The sequence below is a fragment of the Enterobacter kobei genome (genome assembly GCF_001729765.1).
GTDB lineage: Bacteria > Pseudomonadota > Gammaproteobacteria > Enterobacterales > Enterobacteriaceae > Enterobacter > Enterobacter kobei.
This window is the reverse complement of record NZ_CP017181.1, coordinates 4,797,218-4,817,005: the sequence shown is the minus strand read 5'-3', so window position 1 is coordinate 4,817,005 and position 19,788 is coordinate 4,797,218. Positions and strand designations below refer to the sequence as shown.

The 19,788-nt window shown below is 55.8% G+C and carries 15 protein-coding genes and 1 pseudogene; 4 read left to right on the top strand and 12 right to left on the bottom strand.

The window, feature by feature from the left end; translation table 11 throughout:
• Positions 1-72: 72 nt before the first annotated feature.
• Positions 73-702, bottom strand: coding sequence for a ribosome biogenesis GTP-binding protein YihA/YsxC (yihA, locus tag BFV64_RS23315; RefSeq protein WP_014885764.1), 630 nt, complete (start codon positions 700-702; stop codon positions 73-75).
• Between the two features lie 577 nt (positions 703-1,279).
• On the opposite strand from yihA, the gene yihI reads away from it, so the two are divergent.
• The gene (gene yihI, locus BFV64_RS23310; RefSeq protein ID WP_014885763.1) at positions 1,280-1,795 is read left to right on the top strand and encodes a Der GTPase-activating protein YihI; all 516 of its coding nucleotides are present in this window, start codon (positions 1,280-1,282) and stop codon (positions 1,793-1,795) included.
• A gap of 188 nt (positions 1,796-1,983) precedes the next feature.
• On the top strand, positions 1,984-3,357 hold the full coding sequence (gene hemN / locus BFV64_RS23305; RefSeq protein ID WP_032635196.1) for an oxygen-independent coproporphyrinogen III oxidase: 1,374 nt from the start codon (positions 1,984-1,986) through the stop codon (positions 3,355-3,357).
• 99 nt (positions 3,358-3,456) lie between these two features.
• Here the strand turns inward: hemN and BFV64_RS25630 are convergent, their stop codons facing one another.
• The 4 genes from BFV64_RS25630 to glnA all read right to left on the bottom strand — a co-directional run bounded on the left by BFV64_RS25630 (position 3,457) and on the right by glnA (position 7,730).
• Positions 3,457-3,567, bottom strand: coding sequence for a YshB family small membrane protein (locus BFV64_RS25630; protein ID WP_023331639.1), 111 nt, complete (start codon positions 3,565-3,567; stop codon positions 3,457-3,459).
• 110 nt (positions 3,568-3,677) lie between these two features.
• Positions 3,678-5,090 (bottom strand): nitrogen regulation protein NR(I), encoded by a 1,413-nt coding sequence (glnG, locus tag BFV64_RS23295; protein ID WP_014885761.1) that lies wholly within the window; start codon positions 5,088-5,090, stop codon positions 3,678-3,680.
• An 11-nt stretch (positions 5,091-5,101) separates the two neighbouring features.
• Positions 5,102-6,151 carry a nitrogen regulation protein NR(II) gene (glnL, locus tag BFV64_RS23290; protein ID WP_045134856.1) on the bottom strand — a complete coding sequence of 350 codons (1,050 nt, stop codon included), beginning with the start codon at positions 6,149-6,151 and terminating at the stop codon, positions 5,102-5,104.
• A gap of 169 nt (positions 6,152-6,320) precedes the next feature.
• Positions 6,321-7,730, bottom strand: a complete 1,410-nt coding sequence (gene glnA, locus BFV64_RS23285) for a glutamate--ammonia ligase (protein WP_008501856.1) — start codon at positions 7,728-7,730, stop codon at positions 6,321-6,323.
• Positions 7,731-8,108: 378 nt separating this feature from the next.
• On the opposite strand from glnA, the gene typA reads away from it, so the two are divergent.
• A complete protein-coding gene (gene typA / locus BFV64_RS23280; RefSeq protein ID WP_023331638.1) occupies positions 8,109-9,932 on the top strand; it encodes a ribosome-dependent GTPase TypA in 1,824 nt (607 codons plus the stop codon).
• A 50-nt stretch (positions 9,933-9,982) separates the two neighbouring features.
• Here typA and ompL read toward each other — a convergent pair whose 3' ends face one another.
• From ompL to yihU, 7 genes are all read right to left on the bottom strand, one after another.
• A complete protein-coding gene (gene ompL, locus BFV64_RS23275) occupies positions 9,983-10,669 on the bottom strand; it encodes a porin OmpL (RefSeq protein WP_014885758.1) in 687 nt (228 codons plus the stop codon).
• A 74-nt stretch (positions 10,670-10,743) separates the two neighbouring features.
• Positions 10,744-12,168 carry an MFS transporter gene (locus tag BFV64_RS23270; protein ID WP_023331636.1) on the bottom strand — a complete coding sequence of 475 codons (1,425 nt, stop codon included), beginning with the start codon at positions 12,166-12,168 and terminating at the stop codon, positions 10,744-10,746.
• 43 nt (positions 12,169-12,211) lie between these two features.
• Positions 12,212-13,594 (bottom strand): MFS transporter, encoded by a 1,383-nt coding sequence (locus tag BFV64_RS23265; protein WP_045281571.1) that lies wholly within the window; start codon positions 13,592-13,594, stop codon positions 12,212-12,214.
• Positions 13,595-13,639: 45 nt separating this feature from the next.
• On the bottom strand, positions 13,640-15,664 hold the full coding sequence (locus BFV64_RS23260) for an alpha-glucosidase (protein ID WP_049011402.1): 2,025 nt from the start codon (positions 15,662-15,664) through the stop codon (positions 13,640-13,642).
• A gap of 17 nt (positions 15,665-15,681) precedes the next feature.
• Positions 15,682-16,923: a sulfoquinovose isomerase gene (gene yihS, locus BFV64_RS23255; RefSeq protein ID WP_045281573.1), complete on the bottom strand. Its 1,242-nt coding sequence runs from the start codon at positions 16,921-16,923 to the stop codon at positions 15,682-15,684.
• Positions 16,924-16,937: 14 nt separating this feature from the next.
• Positions 16,938-17,813, bottom strand: coding sequence for a sulfofructosephosphate aldolase (gene yihT, locus BFV64_RS23250; protein ID WP_023331633.1), 876 nt, complete (start codon positions 17,811-17,813; stop codon positions 16,938-16,940).
• 18 nt (positions 17,814-17,831) lie between these two features.
• Complete coding sequence (gene yihU, locus BFV64_RS23245; protein ID WP_023331632.1) at positions 17,832-18,722, bottom strand: sulfolactaldehyde 3-reductase; 891 nt, start codon at positions 18,720-18,722, stop codon at positions 17,832-17,834.
• A 155-nt stretch (positions 18,723-18,877) separates the two neighbouring features.
• Here yihU and BFV64_RS23240 point away from each other — a divergent pair.
• Positions 18,878-19,774: pseudogene (locus tag BFV64_RS23240) on the top strand (sugar kinase).
• Positions 19,775-19,788: the final 14 nt, after the last annotated feature.

Below are 19,788 nucleotides of genomic sequence, written 5' to 3'. Positions count from 1 at the left end.
GACTGGGGCGTTTTTTATTGTGGCAAAGAAAAGTTCAGGTAAAAAAAAGCGCGGGCATTGCCGCGCTCAGTATTACTCTTCTTCCGCTTCTGTCGCGGGTTCCAGCTCGTTAAACCAGCTATCAAGCTTCTGGCGCAGCTTGTCTACACCCTGTTTTTTCAGCGAAGAGAAAGGCTCCACCTGTACATCGCCATTGAAGGCCAGTACCGCTTCGCGAACCATATTCACCTGCGCTTTACGCGCACCGCTTGCCAGCTTATCGGCTTTTGTCAGCAGCACCAGCACGGCAATATCGCTTGCGACGGCCCAGTCGATCATCTGCTGATCGAGATCTTTCAGCGGATGGCGAATGTCCATCAGCACCACCAGACCTTTCAGGCACATGCGTTTTTCCAGGTATTCGCCCAGCGCACGTTGCCATTTTATCTTCATCTCTTCAGGCACCTGCGCATAACCATATCCCGGCAAGTCGACCAGGCGTTTGCCTTCAGCCACTTCAAAGAGGTTGATCAGCTGGGTACGGCCAGGCGTTTTTGAGGTGCGCGCCAGGTTCTTCTGATTGGTCAGCGTATTCAGGGCGCTGGATTTCCCCGCATTGGAGCGGCCAGCAAAAGCCACTTCAATACCGGTATCAGATGGCAGGTGGCGAATATCGGGCGCACTGGTGACAAAATGCGTCTGTTGGTAGTTCCAGGTAGTCACGTGGTCGTCTCCAAAATCGTAATCTGGGGGGGATTATACCCGAATGCCAACAAAAGGCTTTTCTCATTACACAGAGCTTGCAGGGGAAAGCCCGCACTTGTGTGAGAGATCGGCTCATCATGCTATGGGAGATTTAAGAGAATTCGCAGGTGTCAAAAAAGTCAAACTGTTTTAAATCATAAGCTTATTTCCGGGTAATTGTCTGAAAATCTCTTTTTGCACCGTTTCGTTGCTTGTTAGTTTAAGCGAACAAGGTAAAGTATGCGTCAGGGCGAGGAAGCCAACAGGAATTCGACTTAAGGATTAGGGTCAGGAGCGCCAGGAGGCGAAGACGCAGGACAGTCAGGACGACCGGCGCTTGGAGGCGTTTTAAAAGGAAAGGGAACCGTACACGGACGGTATCAGCCAAGGGATAAACAGGGTTTGTTGTTGGTAAACATGGAATGTCTGACCCGCTAAGGGTTGTGAGTCAGGAAAAAAGGCGACAGATTGCTCTGTCGCCTTTTTTCTTTGCTTGCTTTCTGCTAGATTTCGCCGCAATTCTATACTGAAGAAAACGACTTAAAGACAAAACATCATGAAAAAACCAACCTCCGCAGCGGGTGCTAAACGCCCTGCGAAAGCACGCCGCAAAACGCGCGAAGAACTGAACCAGGAAGCGCGCGATCGCAAACGCGATAAAAAACATCGTGGCCATGCTGCGGGAAGCCGTGCGAACGGCGGTGGTGCAGCGGGCGCTTCTGCAAAAGGCAAACAGCAGAAAGATCCTCGTATCGGCAGTAAAACTCCCATTCCACTGGGCGTGACAGACACCCCGGTCACTAAGCAGCACAAACCAAAGAGCGAGAAACCTATGCTTTCACCGCAGGCTGAGCTGGATTTGCTGGAGAACGATGAGCGCCTGGACGCGCTGCTGGAACGTCTTGAAGAGGGTGAAACCCTGACCGCTGAAGAGCAATCATGGGTGGATGCCAAACTGGACCGCATTGATGAGCTGATGCAGAAGCTGGGTCTGTCTTATGACGACGAAGACGACGAAGAAGAAGATGAAAAGCAGGAAGATATGATGCGTCTTCTGAAGGGTGGAAACTAACATTTGCACCCGGCAGGTACGATAGTCCTGCTTATAACCCTTCCGGTTATATGTTATCTGGTGTGGTTATTCGTTAAACTACGGCGGTTGTCGCGGCGACAGAAGTGGCTGCGCACCCGAATGATGGCCCGCAACGGGGCCAGAACGGGCCGCCGTATACGAACGCGACACCAACGGAAGGAGTGAGCATGTCAGCACCAACTATCGACTGGGATTTGGCCCTAATCCAGAAATATAACTATTCCGGGCCGCGTTATACGTCATACCCCACTGCGCTGGAGTTCTCCGATGCCTTCGGCGAGGCGGATTTTCAGCAGGCTGTTGCGCGCTATCCTGAGCGCCCGCTGTCGCTCTACGTCCATATTCCGTTCTGCCACAAGCTCTGCTACTTCTGCGGCTGCAATAAAATCGTTACCCGTCAGCAGCATAAAGCCGATCAGTATCTCGATGCGCTCGAACAGGAAATTCTTCACCGCGCACCGCTGTTTAAAGGGCGTCACGTCAGCCAGCTTCATTGGGGCGGCGGCACGCCAACCTACCTGAATAAAGCGCAAATCACGCGTTTGATGACGCTTTTACGCAGCCACTTTAATTTTAACGACGATGCTGAAATCTCGATCGAGGTTGATCCGCGTGAAATTGAGCTGGATGTCCTGGATCACTTACGCGCGGAAGGCTTCAACCGTCTGAGCATGGGCGTGCAGGATTTCAACAAAGAGGTCCAGCGTCTGGTGAACCGCGAGCAGGACGAAGAGTTTATCTTTGCCTTGCTCAATCATGCGCGTGAAATCGGCTTTACGTCGACCAATATTGACCTGATTTACGGCCTGCCAAAACAGACGCCGGAGAGCTTTGCCTTCACGCTGAAACGTGTAGCCGAGCTTAACCCGGACCGCCTGAGCGTCTTTAACTACGCGCACCTGCCAACGTTGTTCGCCGCCCAGCGTAAAATCAAAGATGCTGATCTCCCTTCTGCTCAGCAGAAATTGGATATCCTGCAGGAAACCATTACTTCACTGACCGAGACCGGCTATCAGTTTATCGGTATGGATCACTTTGCTCGTCCGGATGACGAACTGGCGATCGCCCAGCGAGAAGGGGTGCTGCACCGCAACTTCCAGGGATACACCACGCAGGGCGATACCGATCTGCTCGGTCTGGGCGTCTCCGCGATAAGCATGATGGGCGACTGCTACGCGCAGAACCAGAAAGAGCTGAAGCTGTATTATCAGCAGGTGGATGAAACCGGCAACGCCCTGTGGCGCGGCATTGCGTTAACCCGTGATGACTGTATCCGTCGCGATGTGATCAAGGCGCTTATCTGCAACTTCCGTCTCGAATTCAGCGATGTTGAGGCGCACTGGGATCTGCACTTCAGGGATTACTTCGCGGAAGATCTGAAGCTTCTGGCACCGCTGGCGAAAGATGGGCTGGTGGAGGTGTCGGAGAGTGCCGTTGAGGTCACGCCGAAGGGGCGTCTGTTGATTCGTAACATCTGTATGTGCTTTGACGCGTATCTGCGCCAGAAGGCGCGCATGCAGCAGTTCTCGCGGGTAATTTAAGCAGCAATGCCGGGTGTCGCTTCGCTTACCCGGCCTACATTTGCGCTTTTGTAGGCCGGGTAAGGCGAAGCCGCCACCCGGCTTTTCATTGACAGCTCGCTAGCTAAACAGCCCCACCAGCGCCGCACACAAAACAGCCGCAACGGCGGTTTGTGGCGTGTGGCTTTCAACGGCTCCGCTAGAGAGCATATTTACCAAAGTTTCCAGCATGATCGACACCCTCAATTTCCGGGCACGATCATACAAAACTCATCAGAACAGTAAAGCGCAAAATAACGGCAATTTGCGCTCAATTAATAACCTTTACACTTCGGGTAAGATTACTCCATTCCCAGCTCTTTAAGCTTGCGCGTCAGGGTATTACGTCCCCATCCCAACAGGCGGGCGGCTTCCTGCTTATGGCCTTGCGTATGACGAAGCGCGGTGGTCAACAACGTACGTTCCATCTCTGGCTGGGCTTCAGACAACAAGTTTTGATGACCGGAACGCAGCGCGCGGTCGGCCCATTGTGCCAGCAGCGTCGCCCAACTGTCCGGCAACGCGTGACCGGTACTGCTCTCAGGCGCGGTCGCTTCAAACAGTTCGGCCGGTAAATCCTGAATTAACACTTCCTGCCCGGCAGCCATCACGGTTAACCAGCGACAGGTATTCTCCAGCTGACGCACGTTGCCAGGCCACGCCAGACGCGTCAGGGCGGCATCGGTTTCCGGGTGAAGCTGCTTGGCTTCCACACCCAGCTCGCGGGCGGCCACCTGCAGGAAATGGCGCGCCAGGCGGGGAATATCTTCCCGGCGCTCACGCAGCGGCGGCAGATGAACGCGAATCACGTTCAGGCGATGGAATAAATCCTCACGGAATTTGCCTTCCTGTACGCGTTGCTCCAGGTTCTGGTGCGTCGCGGCGATAATGCGCACGTCCACCTTCACCGGCGCGTAGCCGCCCACGCGATAAAACTGCCCGTCGGCCAGCACGCGCAACAGGCGGGTCTGAACATCCAGCGGCATATCGCCGATCTCGTCCAGGAAAAGCGTCCCGCCATCAGCCTGTTCGAAGCGCCCCTGGCGAATGGTATTCGCGCCGGTAAAGGCCCCCTTCTCGTGGCCGAACAGCTCGGACTCAATCAAATCTTTTGGGATCGCGGCCATATTCAGGGCGATAAACGGCGCTTTTGCTCGCGGGCTGTGGCGATGCAAGGCATGCGCCACAAGCTCTTTACCGGTTCCCGACTCACCGTTAATCAGCACGCTGATGGATGAACGCGACAGACGGCCAATAATGCGAAACACATCCTGCATCGCTGGCGCTTCGCCGATGATGTCGGTGGTAGGCCCAAAATCGGGCGCGTGACGCGGCTGTTGCTGCTCCTGGTAATGGCTAATCGCACGCTCAACCAGTGCCACCGCCTCATCGATATCAAACGGTTTGGGCAGATAATCGAACGCCCCTTGCTGATAGGCACTCACAGCGGCATCCAAATCGGAGTGTGCCGTCATTATGATGACCGGAAGCATAGGGTGGCGTTGTTTAATCTGCTTTAAAAGCGCCAGCCCGTCCATGCCCGGCATGCGAATATCCGAAAGCAGAACGTCTGGCGTTTTGGTGGTGAGTGCATCGAGCACGTCGCTGCCGCTCTCAAACGTCGTGCAGCTTAATCCTGCCCCTGTGAGCGCGCGTTCAAGCACCCAACGGATGGAGCTATCGTCATCGACTACCCAGACTATCCCTCGTTGCATAAACGTCACCTTTATTTTTTAATCGGCAGGAAAACCGAAAACTCGGTATGTCCCGGCCAACTGGTAAATTCAATTTTTCCGGAGTGCTGATCGATCAAGCTGCGGGCGATAGATAAGCCCAAGCCGGTCCCGCCTTCGCGACCGCTGACCATCGGATAAAACAGAGTGTCCTGAAGATGGGAGGGAATACCGGGCCCGTTATCCTCGACGTCGATGCGCGCCGCCAGCCGATAGCGCACGCCATGTAAGGTGAGCTGGAAGGCGGTACGGGTACGTAAAATAATCTCGCCCCCTTCCGGTCCCAGCGCCTGCAGGGCATTACGCACGATATTCAACAGGACCTGCTCAATTTGATCCGGGTCATGCGCCAGTTCCGGCAGGCTGGGGTCGTAATCACGCACCAGCGTGATGTTCTCCGGCAGCTCCATCGAGACGAGTTTCACGACGCGTTCAGCCACCTTATGAATGCTTTCCGTAACATGCATTCCCGGCTGTTGCGGCCCCAGAAGACGGTCAACCAGATTACGCAGACGGTCCGCCTGCTCAATGATGACGTTGGTGTACTCCGCCAGCGCAGGATCGGGTAACGCCTTGGTCAGAAGCTGCGCCGCACCGCGTAACCCACCCAGCGGGTTTTTGATTTCATGCGCCAGACCACGCACCAGGTCACGGGCGGCAATTTGCTGCGCATGCTGGAGCTGCTCCTGGCTCAGGCGACGCTGATTATCCATCGGCGCCATTTCAAGCAGGATCATCCCTTCTGGAAGTCGTTGCGCAGTCAGCGACAGAATATGCGAGCGCCCGTCGATCACCAGCGTCACTTCGTTATCGGTAAACCCCTGGCCGGCCTGCAAACTTTCGTGCATCAGGCCAATATTCAGCGAAAAATAGCTCAGGAGTTCCGGAAGCGGGGTACCAAACAGTTTCCGCGCGCTTTGGGCCAGCAGCTGCTGCGCCGCCGGGTTGGCGTAATGAACGGCCAGCTCGTCGTCGACCAGCAAGATACTGTTAATTAAAGAATTGAGGATCTGCCCAGCATCGGGCAGCGTGCCAGTTGCCATTCAGCAGTCTCCTGGAGTCGTTGCACTGTTTTAGTGCAGTATAGCTTTTTCGGCGTAAAAAGCGCGTGAGATCAGGTTGTTGGTGGAGAAAAAAGCCCATCCGGAGATGGGCTAAAAGTTTCCACGGCAACTACTCCCGGCGCTTGTCACGCCGGGTAAAACAACTTAATTAAACGCTGTAGTACAGTTCGAACTCAACCGGGTGTGGCGTCATGCGCACGCGGTCGTTCTCTTCGGTACGCAGGGCGATGTAAGCATCGATAGCGTCGTCAGTGAACACGCCGCCCGCCGTCAGGAACTCACGGTCTGCGTCCAGCGCCTGCAGGGCTTCTTCCAGAGAGCCAGCAACCTGTGGGATCTCTTTCGCTTCTTCTGGCGGCAGGTCGTACAGGTTTTTGTCCATCGCTTCGCCTGGGTGGATCTTGTTCTTGATACCGTCCAGACCGGCCATCAACAGTGCTGCGAAGCACAGGTATGGGTTAGCCGCTGGGTCCGGGAAGCGAACTTCGATACGACGCGCTTTAGGAGACGCCACCACCGGGATACGGATAGAAGCAGAACGGTTACGCGCAGAGTAAGCCAGCATGACTGGTGCTTCGTAGCCCGGGACCAGACGCTTGTAGGAGTTCGTGGTTGGGTTCGCCAGGGCGTTGATCGCTTTAGCGTGTTTGATAACGCCGCCAATGTAGTACAGAGCCTGCTCAGACAGACCAGCATATTTGTCGCCAGAGAACAGGTTGGTGCCGTTCTTGGACAAAGACATGTGGCAGTGCATACCGGAACCGTTATCGCCAAACATCGGTTTTGGCATGAAGGTCGCGGTTTTACCGAAACGGTGCGCAACGTTATGCACAACGTATTTGTAGATCTGAATTTCGTCCGCTTTTTTGGTCATGGTGTTGAAGCGGGTAGCCACTTCGTTCTGACCAGCAGTCGCGACTTCGTGGTGGTGAGCTTCAACCACCAGGCCCATTTCTTCCATCACCAGACACATGGTGGAACGGATGTCCTGTGCAGAGTCGACCGGTGGAACCGGGAAGTAACCGCCTTTCACGCCTGGACGGTGACCTTTGTTACCACCTTCGTATTTGGTGGAGGAGTTCCATGCACCTTCGATGTCGTCGATTGCTACGTGGGAGCCAGAAATAGAGGCACCGAAACGGATGTCATCGAACAGGAAGAACTCTGGCTCTGGCCCGAACAGCACGGTGTCCGCGATGCCGGTAGAACGCAGGTACTCTTCAGCGCGTTTAGCGATAGAACGTGGGTCGCGGTCGTAGCCCTGCAGCGTGCCTGGCTCGAGGATGTCGCAACGGATGATCAGGGTTGGTTCTTCGAAGAACGGATCAATGACCGCGGTGGTCGCATCTGGCATCAGAACCATGTCGGATTCGTTAATGCCTTTCCAGCCACCAATGGAGGAGCCGTCAAACATTTTGCCTTCTTCAAAGAATTCGGCGTTCACCTGATGAGCAGGGATTGTGACGTGCTGTTCTTTACCTTTGGTATCAGTGAAGCGCAGATCAACAAACTTCACTTCATGTTCGTTCAGCATCGTCAAAACGTGTTCAGCGGACATACTTAACTCTCCAGATTGGTCATTGTCGTCGTGGTAACGAGGTCTTCAATTTCTGTTTGTACTGGCCGTGTGCCATGTATTTTTATAAAGCGAAATCTGTGCCAACTTTTAAAACACCCCAAAAAGGCGTTATCATGCGCACCATAGTGCAAAAGGGCTGCACCACAATGGATTTGTTGCACCAGTATAGTGCTTCAATGTGAACATTGAGCACCATATTGGTGCAATTTACGTTAAAGTGCCCTTTTACCGCTCCGTGAAAGCGATCACAAAGCATCTCTGCAATACTTGTTTGCGGGGGATGTTTGTGATCCTGTTTTGTAGTGCGATTAATCCGTGTACAATAACGCGCTATTTCTAAATGCCTGAGGCAAAGTTGTGATCGAAAATTTGCGTAACATCGCCATCATCGCGCACGTAGACCATGGTAAAACTACCCTGGTTGACAAGCTGCTGCAGCAATCCGGTACGTTTGATGCGCGTGCCGAAACCCAAGAACGCGTGATGGACTCCAACGATTTGGAGAAAGAGCGTGGGATTACCATCCTCGCGAAAAACACCGCGATTAAATGGAATGACTACCGTATCAACATCGTTGATACCCCAGGGCACGCCGACTTCGGTGGTGAAGTTGAACGTGTAATGTCCATGGTAGACTCCGTTCTGCTGGTCGTTGACGCAATGGATGGCCCAATGCCACAGACGCGCTTCGTGACCAAAAAAGCTTTTGCCCATGGTCTGAAGCCAATCGTTGTTATCAACAAAGTTGACCGTCCTGGCGCGCGTCCTGACTGGGTTGTTGACCAGGTCTTCGACCTGTTCGTTAACCTCGACGCGACCGACGAGCAGCTGGACTTCCCTATCGTTTACGCGTCTGCGCTGAACGGTATCGCTGGTCTGGACCATGAAGACATGGCTGAAGACATGACCCCGCTGTATCAGGCGATTGTTGACCGTGTTCCTGCGCCAAACGTTGACCTGGACGGCACCCTGCAGATGCAGATCTCCCAGCTCGACTACAACAATTATGTTGGCGTCATCGGCATTGGTCGTATCAAGCGCGGTAAAGTGAAGCCTAACCAGCAGGTCACTATCATCGATAGCGAAGGCAAAACCCGTAACGGTAAAGTCGGTAAAGTCCTGACTCACCTGGGTCTTGAGCGTATCGAGAGCGACATCGCGGAAGCGGGTGACATCATCGCGATCACCGGTCTGGGCGAGCTGAACATCTCCGACACCATCTGCGATCCGCAGAACGTCGAAGCGCTGCCTGCTCTGTCCGTTGATGAACCAACCGTATCCATGTTCTTCAACGTCAACACCTCTCCGTTCTGTGGTAAAGAAGGTAAATTCGTTACCTCTCGTCAGATCCTTGACCGCCTGAACAAAGAGCTGGTGCACAACGTTGCGCTGCGCGTTGAAGAAACTGAAGACGCTGATGCATTCCGCGTTTCGGGTCGTGGTGAGCTGCACCTGTCAGTCCTGATCGAAAACATGCGCCGTGAAGGTTTCGAGATGGCGGTTTCCCGTCCGAAAGTTATCTTCCGCGAAATCGACGGCCGTAAACAAGAGCCGTTTGAGAACGTAACGCTGGACGTTGAAGAGCAGCACCAGGGTTCTGTTATGCAGGCACTGGGCGAGCGTAAAGGCGACCTGAAAAACATGAATCCAGATGGCAAAGGCCGCGTACGTCTCGACTACGTGATCCCAAGCCGTGGCCTGATCGGCTTCCGTTCTGAGTTCATGACCATGACCTCCGGTACCGGTCTGCTGTACTCCACCTTCAGCCACTACGACGACGTGCGTCCGGGCGAAGTGGGCCAGCGTAACAACGGCGTGCTGATCTCCAACGGTCAGGGTAAAGCGGTTGCGTTCGCGCTGTTCGGTCTGCAGGATCGCGGTAAGCTGTTCCTGGGTCACGGTGCAGAAGTTTACGAAGGCCAGATCATCGGTATTCACAGTCGTTCTAACGACCTGACCGTAAACTGCCTGACCGGTAAGAAACTGACCAACATGCGTGCGTCCGGTACTGACGAAGCAACGGTTCTGGTTCCACCGATCAAGATGACTCTGGAGCAGGCTCTGGAATTCATCGATGATGACGAACTGGTCGAAGTGACTCCACAGTCAATTCGTATCCGTAAACGTCACCTGACCGAGAACGATCGTAAACGTGCTATGCGCGGTGCGAAAGAAGACTAATACGGTCAATCCGTAGTAAAAAAGCCGCTGAGAAATCAGCGGCTTTTTTGTTAGAACGAGTACCGTAACCCCAGGCGAATTCGGTACTGCTCGCGGTTGTAATCATTCCATCTGTCCAGCCACTGAAGTTCGAGGTACGGCAGCCAGTTTCTGTCGATCTTATAGCTGAATTTATTGGTGATTTCCCAGTGATGGTCTTTGCCATTTTTGCTGTGATAATCATTCACCCGCTGGAAAAAGTGCGGTTCAAACGTGTAGAAAAACGCATCCGTTACTTTGAAATTCCAGTAGTTGGCAAACTCGTGCGTGTCGTTCTTATCCATCTGACCGTTATAGTCCGGCGTATCGTAATTGTTATGGTTATAGCGATAGCGGAAGGTCAGGTTAAACCAGTCGATGAATTTATAGTTGGTGTCCAGATAGACGGCACCACCCGAACCGGCGCTGCTGTCATTAATCAATCCGCCGGGCTGGAAGGTGAGTTTGTCGGTGGGTTTAAAGAGCGGATACCATCCCTCTATTTCGTTATAGCTGTGCTTCAGCTCATCCCATTTCCCCACGTTATAGGCATTGGTGAACATCAGCCCCGCGCCCATATCAAAGTTATATCCCGCACGCAGGATCACCTCGTGCAGTTCAGAGGCCGTATTGTAAGCTTCGCGGGTTTCGACATAGGCCCCGGCAAATACCGGGCAGGACACAGACGACACGATCAGTACAGTGATGATTCTTTTCATAATTTGTCCATGTATCAGGTACAGAAAGGCCTCCCTCCTGATTAACAGGAAGGACATATTGGCCGGATTTATTGTTATAAAGTGACTGCTGACGCTTTATTGTTGGTGGTTATCTCAGGGGTATTCGCTGATTGTTTTTTCCGTTTTCCAATCTCCTCGATAATAAAGGCGAAGCGCGCTTCGTTGAGTTTATAAAACAGCCCCATGGTCACAGCGGCGACGATTGCCAGACCGCATGGCCAGAGGAAAATAAGCTGACGCAATCCCAGCAGCGTGCCCGCGCTTTGAACGGCATGGGGAACGTAGCCAATCTGGGTCAGCATGATGCCGGGCAGGAAGCCAGCGAGGGCGGCGGATATTTTGCGCGAGAAGGTATAACCGGTGTAAACCGACCCTTCGGCGCGGATGCCGGTTTTCCATTCGCCATAGTCGACGGTATCCGGCACCAGCGCCCAGTTCAGGCTGTTCACAAACGCCGTGCCGAAGAAGGCCATGCAGGAAAACAGCACAAACAGCAGGGAGCTGGTCCCCCAGAAGAAGTTCAGCACGTCACCCACTGCCCACAGTGCCAGCCCACCCAGATACACCGGCTTCTTGCCAAAGCGCTTCACCGCGCCGGGCACCAGAAACACGCCAATCAGAATGCAGCCCATGCTGAAAAAACCCATCCACGACAGCAGATGAAGATCGTTCAGTACGTACTGGGTGTAATAGACCTGAATCGCCAGCTTGATGTTAAACGCGGCGAGGGTACACAGGTTGGCGATGCACAGCACCAGCAGTGGCGGGTTGCGGAAAATCGCGCAGAACGATTTCAGAATGCCGGGCTTATGGTGATCGGGCGTGAGCTCCACGTAGCGTTCTTTCACACCGCTGTAGCACCACCACATGCAGAACAGGCCACCCGTCACAAACACCAGCGCGGCCACCAGATAACCGAGTGAGGGCTGGTGGACGAACAGTGCCTGAATGGGCATAAAGCCCACGGTGCAGAGCAACAGCCCCACCGTCGCGCCGCCCTGACGCCAGGCGGCCAGCTGCGCACGCTCGTTCGGGTTTTTGGTTATGGCCGGAACCATCGCGCCGTAGGAGCAATTCATCAGGCTGTAGCACAGGCCAAACAGCATAAAGAGCACCGTGGCGAGCGCCGTTTTCACCGTCAGGCTAAAGTCGTTGGCCATAAACTGCGCCGTCGCGACCAGCGCCACCGGGACGGAGGCGTAGAGAATGAACGGCCGGAATTTTCCCTTCTTACCGATATTCCGCCGGGAGTCCAGCAGCACGCCGGTCAGCATGTCGGTAAACGCGGTGAAGAATTTCGCCACCAGGAAAATAATGCCGCCATAGAACGCGGGCATGCCCAGTTCATCGGTGTAAAACTTCAGCAAATACAGCGTGCCAATACACAGCATCAGGTTCGAGCCAAAATCGCCCATCCCGTAGGCGCACTTCTCACGCAGGCTCAATTTCAGGGTTAACGGATCAGTATTATCTCTCATGGTCGATCCTCAGAGCGCCCCGCAGGGCGCTCTATCACGTCATTTATGCCGTACGCTTGCGCAGTTCGATCTCTTCGACGATGCGCACATACATCTTCTCGTTGAGGTTGTAGAAGCAGCCCATCGCCACGATGGTGATGACCGCCAGCAGGCTTGGATAGATAAATATCAGCTGCCGCAGCCCTTCAACCGTACCGGCGGATTGCACTACGTTGGGCACATAGCCGATCTGCGTGAGCATGATCCCCGGGAAGAAGCCCGCCAGCGCCTGAGATACCTTGCGGAAGAAGGTAAAGCCGGTATAGACCGTTCCCTCAGAGCGCAAGCCGGTGCGCCACTCGCCGTACTCCACGGTGTCGGAGACCAGCGCCCAGTTCAGGCTGTTCACAAACGCGGAACCGAAGAACGCGAGGCAGGAGAACGCCACAAAGCTCACCGAGCCGCCGCCGAAGAAGTAGTTGAGCAGATCGCCCGCCACCCAAATCATCAGCCCGCTGATGTAGACCTTTTTCTTACCGAAGCGCCGCACCGCGCCGGGCATCATAAAGACGCCGATAAAAATACAGCCCATGCTGAAGAAGCCCATATACGACAGCAGAATCGGGTCGTTCAGCACGTACTGCGTGTAGTAGACCTGGATGGCGAGCTTGACGTTAAAGGCACCCAGCGTGCACAGGTTTGCAATGCACAGGATAAACAGCGGACGGTTCCCGGCGATGGCGCGAAAAGACTGTAACAGCCCCGGCTTTTGCGCCGGATTGGCAGGCTGCATCTCGACGTAACGCTCGGTCACGCCCTTATAGCACCACCACATAAAGAACAGCCCGAACAGCGAGAAGAGGGTGGCGGCAAAGATATAGCCCAGCTGATCGTTGCCTTCAATCAGGTTCATCACCGGGACAAAGCCCACGGTACAGAGCAGCAGGCCGAGCGTGGCACCGCCCTGACGCCATGCGGCCAGCGAGGCGCGCTCGTCCGGGTTTTTGGTAATGGCGGGCACCATCGCGCCGTAAGAACAGTTCATCATGCTGAAGAACAGGCCGTACAGCATAAACAGCACGGTTGCCATCACCGTTTTACCGGTCACCTCAAACGGCGTGCCGACGAAGTTGGCAATCGCCAGCAGCGTCACCGGGAAGGCGGCGTATAGCACGAACGGGCGGAATTTCCCTTTCGGGCCAATCTTGCGCCGGGAGTCGAGCATGATCCCGGTGCCCATATCGGTGAAGGCGGTAAAGAACTTCGCAATCAGGAAGATGATCCCGCCGTAGGTGCCCGGCAGCCCCAGCACGTCGGTGTAAAACTTCAGCAGATACAGCGTGCCGATATCCAGCAGGATGTTAGAGCCGAGATCGCCCATCCCGTAGGCGAGTTTCTCTTTAAACGGCAGGCGCAGGGTTGCCGGATCAGAAGTATGTTGACTCATTATTGTTCTCCGTCTGCCCGCAGGTTTCCCTGCGGGCGAGCCTTATCAGATATGACGTAAGGTGCTAAACAGATCTGCCCATTCACTGTGCTGGCGATAGAAGACCGGTGGCTTGCCGAGTGGGGCATCAACGGTCACGTCACCGCCCTGGCAGCATTCCCCGGTCCACGCATTCACCCAGTTGTCCTGCGGCAGATAGAGCGTCCAGTCCGTGCGCCCCTCTTCGTGAACGGGCGCCACCAGCAGATCGCGGCCAAACAGATACTGGTATTTCAGCGTGTAGGCGCGTGCGTCGTCCTCGTAGTGCAGGAACAGCGGGCGCATCACCGGCAGGCCGCTTTTCGCGTTCTGCGCGACGGCGGCTTTGATATACGGCTTCAGGGTGGTGAAAACGGTGGTCATGCGCGCGAAGTGCGCGATGGTTTCCGCATCGCCGTCGAACTGCCAGTTATCGCCAGGACGGTTACCTTCGTGGGTGCGCATCATCGGCGTGAAGGCGTTAAAATCGCACCAGCGCAGCAGCAACTCTTTACTGCGCTTCATCTCGAACAGGGTGGTATAGCCGCCGATGTCGCTGTGGTGCAGGCCATGCCCGGTCATCGCCAGAGACAGCGCCGCAGGCACCACGGATGCCAGACCGTCGTCCAGGCTCCAGTCGACGTTCTGATCTCCCGCCCACATCATCACCGAGTGCTTCTGGCTGCCGGTGTAGCCTGCGCGCATAAAGAACAGGATCTCGCCAAGTTTGCCGGCCTCCTCCAGCGCCTCGTAGTTACATTTGGCCCACAGGGCTGGCCACGCGTTGTGCATGATCTCTGCGCTAACGCCGTTGTGCAGGAACGTGTCAGTCGGCAGATATTCCCCGAAATCGGCCATCCAGCCGCCGCAACCCAGTTCGATCAGGTTCTTTTTGATGACCTCTTTGTACCAGTCGTAGGCTTCAGGATTGGTCAGGTCGATGACGCCCGCATAGAACTCGCCAAACTCGACGTGGTAGTCCTTGCCGTCGGCATTTTTAGTCAGATAGCCGCGTTTCGCTGCTTCTTCGCAGAGATCTTTATCGCTGGCGACGTACGGGTTGATGTAGGAGAGGAACTGCACGCCTTCCTGTTTCCATTGTGGAATACGCTCGTCAAGCTGTGGGTACAGCTCGCTGTTCCACTTCCAGTTCCACATCACGCGTTTGCCGAAGGAGGTCATGCGAATGCCGGACCAGTCCTGCGCCCAGATGCCGTTCACCTTCACGCCCCCTTTGCGCATGACGTCGAGCTTCTGCTGACAGACCTCGGTGCCGCCCTGAATACCCAGCGTCACGCCGTCGTAAACCCAGTCTGGCAGTTCAGGCTGACGCCCCAGCAGTCCGGTGAGTTTTTCCAGCAGACCGACGTAGGTTTCCGCACAGTCGAAGCGCAACGTGGCGGTATCTTCCCAGAACGCCAGTTCGTGGAAGTCCGGCGCGCTGAAGTCAAAATTCATGTAGCAGCTGTTGTCCACGTGGCAGTAGTACTTCTGGGTGCTCACGAAGGTAGGCTGTGGGAAGAAGGTCCAGTAGTAATCGCCGCCTGCGTTCTCTTTGCAGTCGGCCTGCCAGGTCACGTAGGTTTGCTTGTTACGGCCCACGCCTTGTTCGCTGGTCCACAGCGGGAACGGCTTGCCGCGCAGATCGAAATAAGAGAACTGCTCGCCGCAGCCGTAAATGTGATCTTCTGGCTGAGCCGCCAGCCGCAGCCAGATGCGGTTATGGCGGGTGGCATCGTTTTTAAGCTTCATCTCCAGGCGGCCTTCGCCATCCACGCCCACCAGCAGCGTCGCGCTGACCGCATCGCCACGGGTAAAGCGGATCGCCCAGCCCGCGCTTTGCTGCGTGACGGTTGCGTCCGTCAGCGCGATCTTTTCGTTCAGTTTGTCCTTGATGCTGAAATTGCCGCGAAACATCTCAATATCGGCGACGCCTTCACCGATCCACAGGCAGGGCGCATCCGCGGTATGGGACAAAATCAGGCGGTTTTCCCAGTGCAGGGTGAAACCCCTTTCGTTATTTTTCAGGTCAATATTGTGTAGGGTACGCATAAAAACTCCGTCTTTTATTATTTGGCCAGGCAGTCCAGCAAACCGGCGGCCGTTGCCGGGGCTAAGCCCGGTGCCAGCGGCAAACGTGGGATCACCAGGCAGTGCAGCAGATGGTAAATATCCTGCTTGCCGTCCCAGACTTTGGTTGTCACTTCGTTATGGGTATCCAGCTCCTGCCACCAGGAACCGTTCTCGTAATCCATCAGGTACTTAATGCAGTAATCCCACCACTTCTGATACCAGGCTTCATACTGTGCTTCGCCGGTTACGGTGTAGAGTGCGTAAGCCGTGCCCATCGCCTCGACGATAGGCCAGCGCACGCGTTCACGGACAATAGGCTTACCATCCCAGCCTACGGAGTAGACGAAACCATCGGCCCCGTCCGGTGCCCAGGCGTCGCGGATGGTGGCATGGAACAGTCCTTTCGCATCTTCCAGCAGCCACTCCGGCGGGGTTTCAAAACGGGCTTCCAGCGCGGCGCGCAGGTGCAACATCAGGCGGCCCCACTCGATCCAGTGGCCCGGGGTGCCGCCGTAGGCGCGGAAACGGTGGGCAGGATTGTCGATGTTGTAATCGCGGATCGGGTTCCAGTCGGTGTCGAAATGCTCGTTAACGCGGTAATCACCCTTGCGCGCCACGTCGTGAATAATCACCGAGGCGATGCGCAGGGCGCGGTCGAGCCACTTGCGGTCGTGCGTGACGTCATAGACGATCAGGAACGCTTCAACGGCATGCATGTTGGCGTTGCCGCCGCGATAATCCTCGGTTTTGCTAAAGGCCTCGTCCCAGGATTCGAGGCACATTTGTTCTTCCTCGCTCCAGAAATAGCGCTCGATCACCTCAATCGCATCGTCCAGCAGTCTGCGCGCCTGCGGATGGCCGGTGGTCACGGCGCTCGCCGCGCCCAGCAGCACGAAGAAATGCTGATAGCCCTGCTTGGAGGCGTCGATCACGCCTTCATCGTTCACACAGGCGTACCAGCCGCCGTGCTGTTTGTCGCGCAGCGGGCCGTTGAGGGCATTAATGCCGTGCTCAACCAGGGCATACGCCCCGGGACGCCCCATATTGGCGGCCACCGCATACACGTGCAGCATGCGGGCGGTGATCCACAGATGCGTACCCATATCGCTACGCACCTGGCCGTTATTGCCCAGCCAGCCAAAGCCGGTCGGCACGGCGGCGTTTTTACCGAAATCGAAAATACGGTCGGTCTCTTGTTCGAGCCAGCGGTTATGGCTCAGGGTGTTAAACCATTTCATGTTCGGGTCCTTTCTTAGCGGCGAGCTATCATTTCGTCGACGATCTCACCCAAACGCTGCAGTTTTGGCACAGAGACGTCGCGTAGCATCATTTCAGTATCCGGCAGCCCCACCACGGAGGACCACACGGCGCGACCGGCTAAAAAGCCTGAAGCCCCCGCCTGCATGGCAACCTGCACCGCGCGCGGGAAGAGCTTGTCATCCACGCCGGAAGAGAGGATCACCCACGGCATATTGATTTCCGCGTTCAGCTTTTGCGAGGCGGCCAGCAGTTCCTGCTGCGTACCTTTACCGAACAGCGGCATCTCCACTTTGTAGAGGTCGGCACCGCTATCGCCCAGCTCTCTGGCGGCGTCGATAATCGCCTGCTCGCGGTTGAACGCGGCACCGCGACGCGGCGGACGCACCACCGGTTCGATAATGCTAAGCAGTCCGTTGCTATGGCACAGCGTATTGAACGCCTTCACCATCTCCAGACGTTGCTGCGGATCTTCATCGCTGCGCCACAGCACCAGCAGCTTCAGCGCCTTGCCGCCATCGCGTTTTACTGCCTGCGCGTCGATGTTTTTGTCGATCACCACGCTATCGACCGGAATACCGTTGCCCGGTATAAACTCGTCCGCTGCCACAATCATCGCGCAGCTTTTGGCGACGGCCTGCTGCTCGACGATCTGGCGATAGCAGAACTGCTGGTCAACCAGAATAGCGGAGGCATACGGCGACAGGATTTTGGCCGCGTTAACCTTAAAATCCGTGAGGTGCTGGTCGGTTACCGGCACCGGCGCGCCTGCCGCAGCAAACATCAGGCGCATCGCTTCGCGCTGGTCCACGGCCAGCATGGCAAAACCGCCGGAAGGTCGGGTGATATCTTTCAGGGTGTACATCGTCATTCCTCAGTCCTTTTCGTATCAGTGTGATTTTTTCAGCCCGGCAGATGCGCGAACCTGTTCAAGAATGGCCGTCCAGTCTTCGCGCCCGCGCCCGGCGGCGCGAGCCTGGTTGTAAACTTCACGGGAAGCCGCGCCGAGCGGCATGGGAACGTGGAGCTGGTTGGCCACGTCCAGGGCGATCCCCAGATCTTTATGCGCAAGGTCGATCATGAAGGCGGGTGAAAGATCCCCTTTCAGCACCTTGTTCGGCCATGAGGTCGTGAAGTGGCCTTTGCCTGCCGGCGTGCCGCTCATGACCTTGAGCGCCACGTCGAAGGAGAGGCCGAGCGCTTCGCACAGTACGGCCGCCTCTGCTGAAAGCGCGTTCAGGGCGATGCTCATGTAGTTATTGATAAGCTTCACGCGGATGCCCATGCCCGGCCCGCCAGCGTTGATCAGCTCATTGCCCATCGCCATTAATACCGGCGTGGCGCGCTCAACCTGCTGCGCCGTGCCGCCTGCCAGCAGAAGTAACGTACCGGCGATGGCATGGTCAGACGTTCGTCCGACGGGGACGTCCATCAGGCTGAAGCCGCGCTCCGCCATGTCACGGATCAGCGCGTCAGTTTGCAGTGGATGAATGGTGGACATATCGATCACCAGCGCGTCGCGGGATAACCCTTCGCAAACGCCGTGCTCACCAAACAGTACGCTGCGCACCAGGTCGCCGTTGGGCAGCATGGTAATGACGAATTCGGCATCCGCAGCGGCCTGCGCTGGCGTCGCCACTGCCTGTGCGCCACTCTCCACCAGCGTCTGAACGGCCTGCGGGTTCACATCAAAGACCTGAAGCCGGTGACCTTGTTTCAGCAGATTCTTCGCCATTGGCGCGCCCATCTGCCCTAAACCGATAAATGCGATTGCTGACATGCCTTTCTCCTGTCACATCGTGTCAATTTTTGCGCGTTTGTGTTGTCTGTTTTTGATCGTATTTGTAATTTATAGTCAAAAAATTGACAGGGGTCACTTTTTAAACATTTGATGAAATTAAAATGGCAGCATCAGAAATCGCACAAGGAATCACCATGACTCGCATCGTTTGTATCGGCATTACCGTGCTGGATCGCATCTGGTATCTCGATGATTTACCAAGAGAAGGTGGGAAATATGTCGCAAAAGATTATACGGAAGTGGGCGGTGGCCCGGCGGCAACTGCGGCGGTGGCAGCAGCGAAACTGGGGGCTGAGGTGGACTTTATTGGCCGCGTGGGTGACGACGAGACCGGAAGACGCCTGCTCGCGGAGCTGGAATCCCTGGGGGTGAATACCCGCTACACGCGCGTGTTTAAAGGGGCCCGATCGTCACAATCCGCAGTGCTGGTGGACGCCAGCGGGGAGCGCGTGATTGCGAACTACCCCAGCCCCGATCTTCCCGCTGAGGCTGACTGGCTGCAAGACGTCGACTTCTCACAATGGGATATCGTATTAGCAGACGTGCGCTGGCATGACGGGGCAAAACAGGCGTTTATCCGTGCTCGCCAGCAGGGCGTACCCACCTTACTTGATGCGGATGTCACTCCGTAGGACATCGCGGAACTGATCGCCCTAAGCGATCATGCCGCCTTCTCCGCGCCGGGACTGCGGCGTTTAACGCAGCTGGATGAAGCTGAAGACGCGCTGAAAAAAGCACAAATGCTCACAAATGGACATGTGTACGTTACGCAGGGGCGAGACGGTTGCTTCTGGCTGGAAAGCGGCAGGTTATGTCATCAGCCTGGCTTTGAGGTCGAGGTGGTTGATACCACGGGGGCGGGCGACGTTTTCCACGGTGCGCTGGCGGTCAGTCTGGCGCAGCAAGCGTCCGCCGTTGACGCCGTACGTTTTGCCAGCGCCGTCGCCGCCCTGAAATGCACCAGGCCCGGCGGGCGTGCGGGTATACCCGACTGTGATCAAACCCGCTCTTTTTTGTCACTTTTTGTATAAAATGCGGGGCGTGA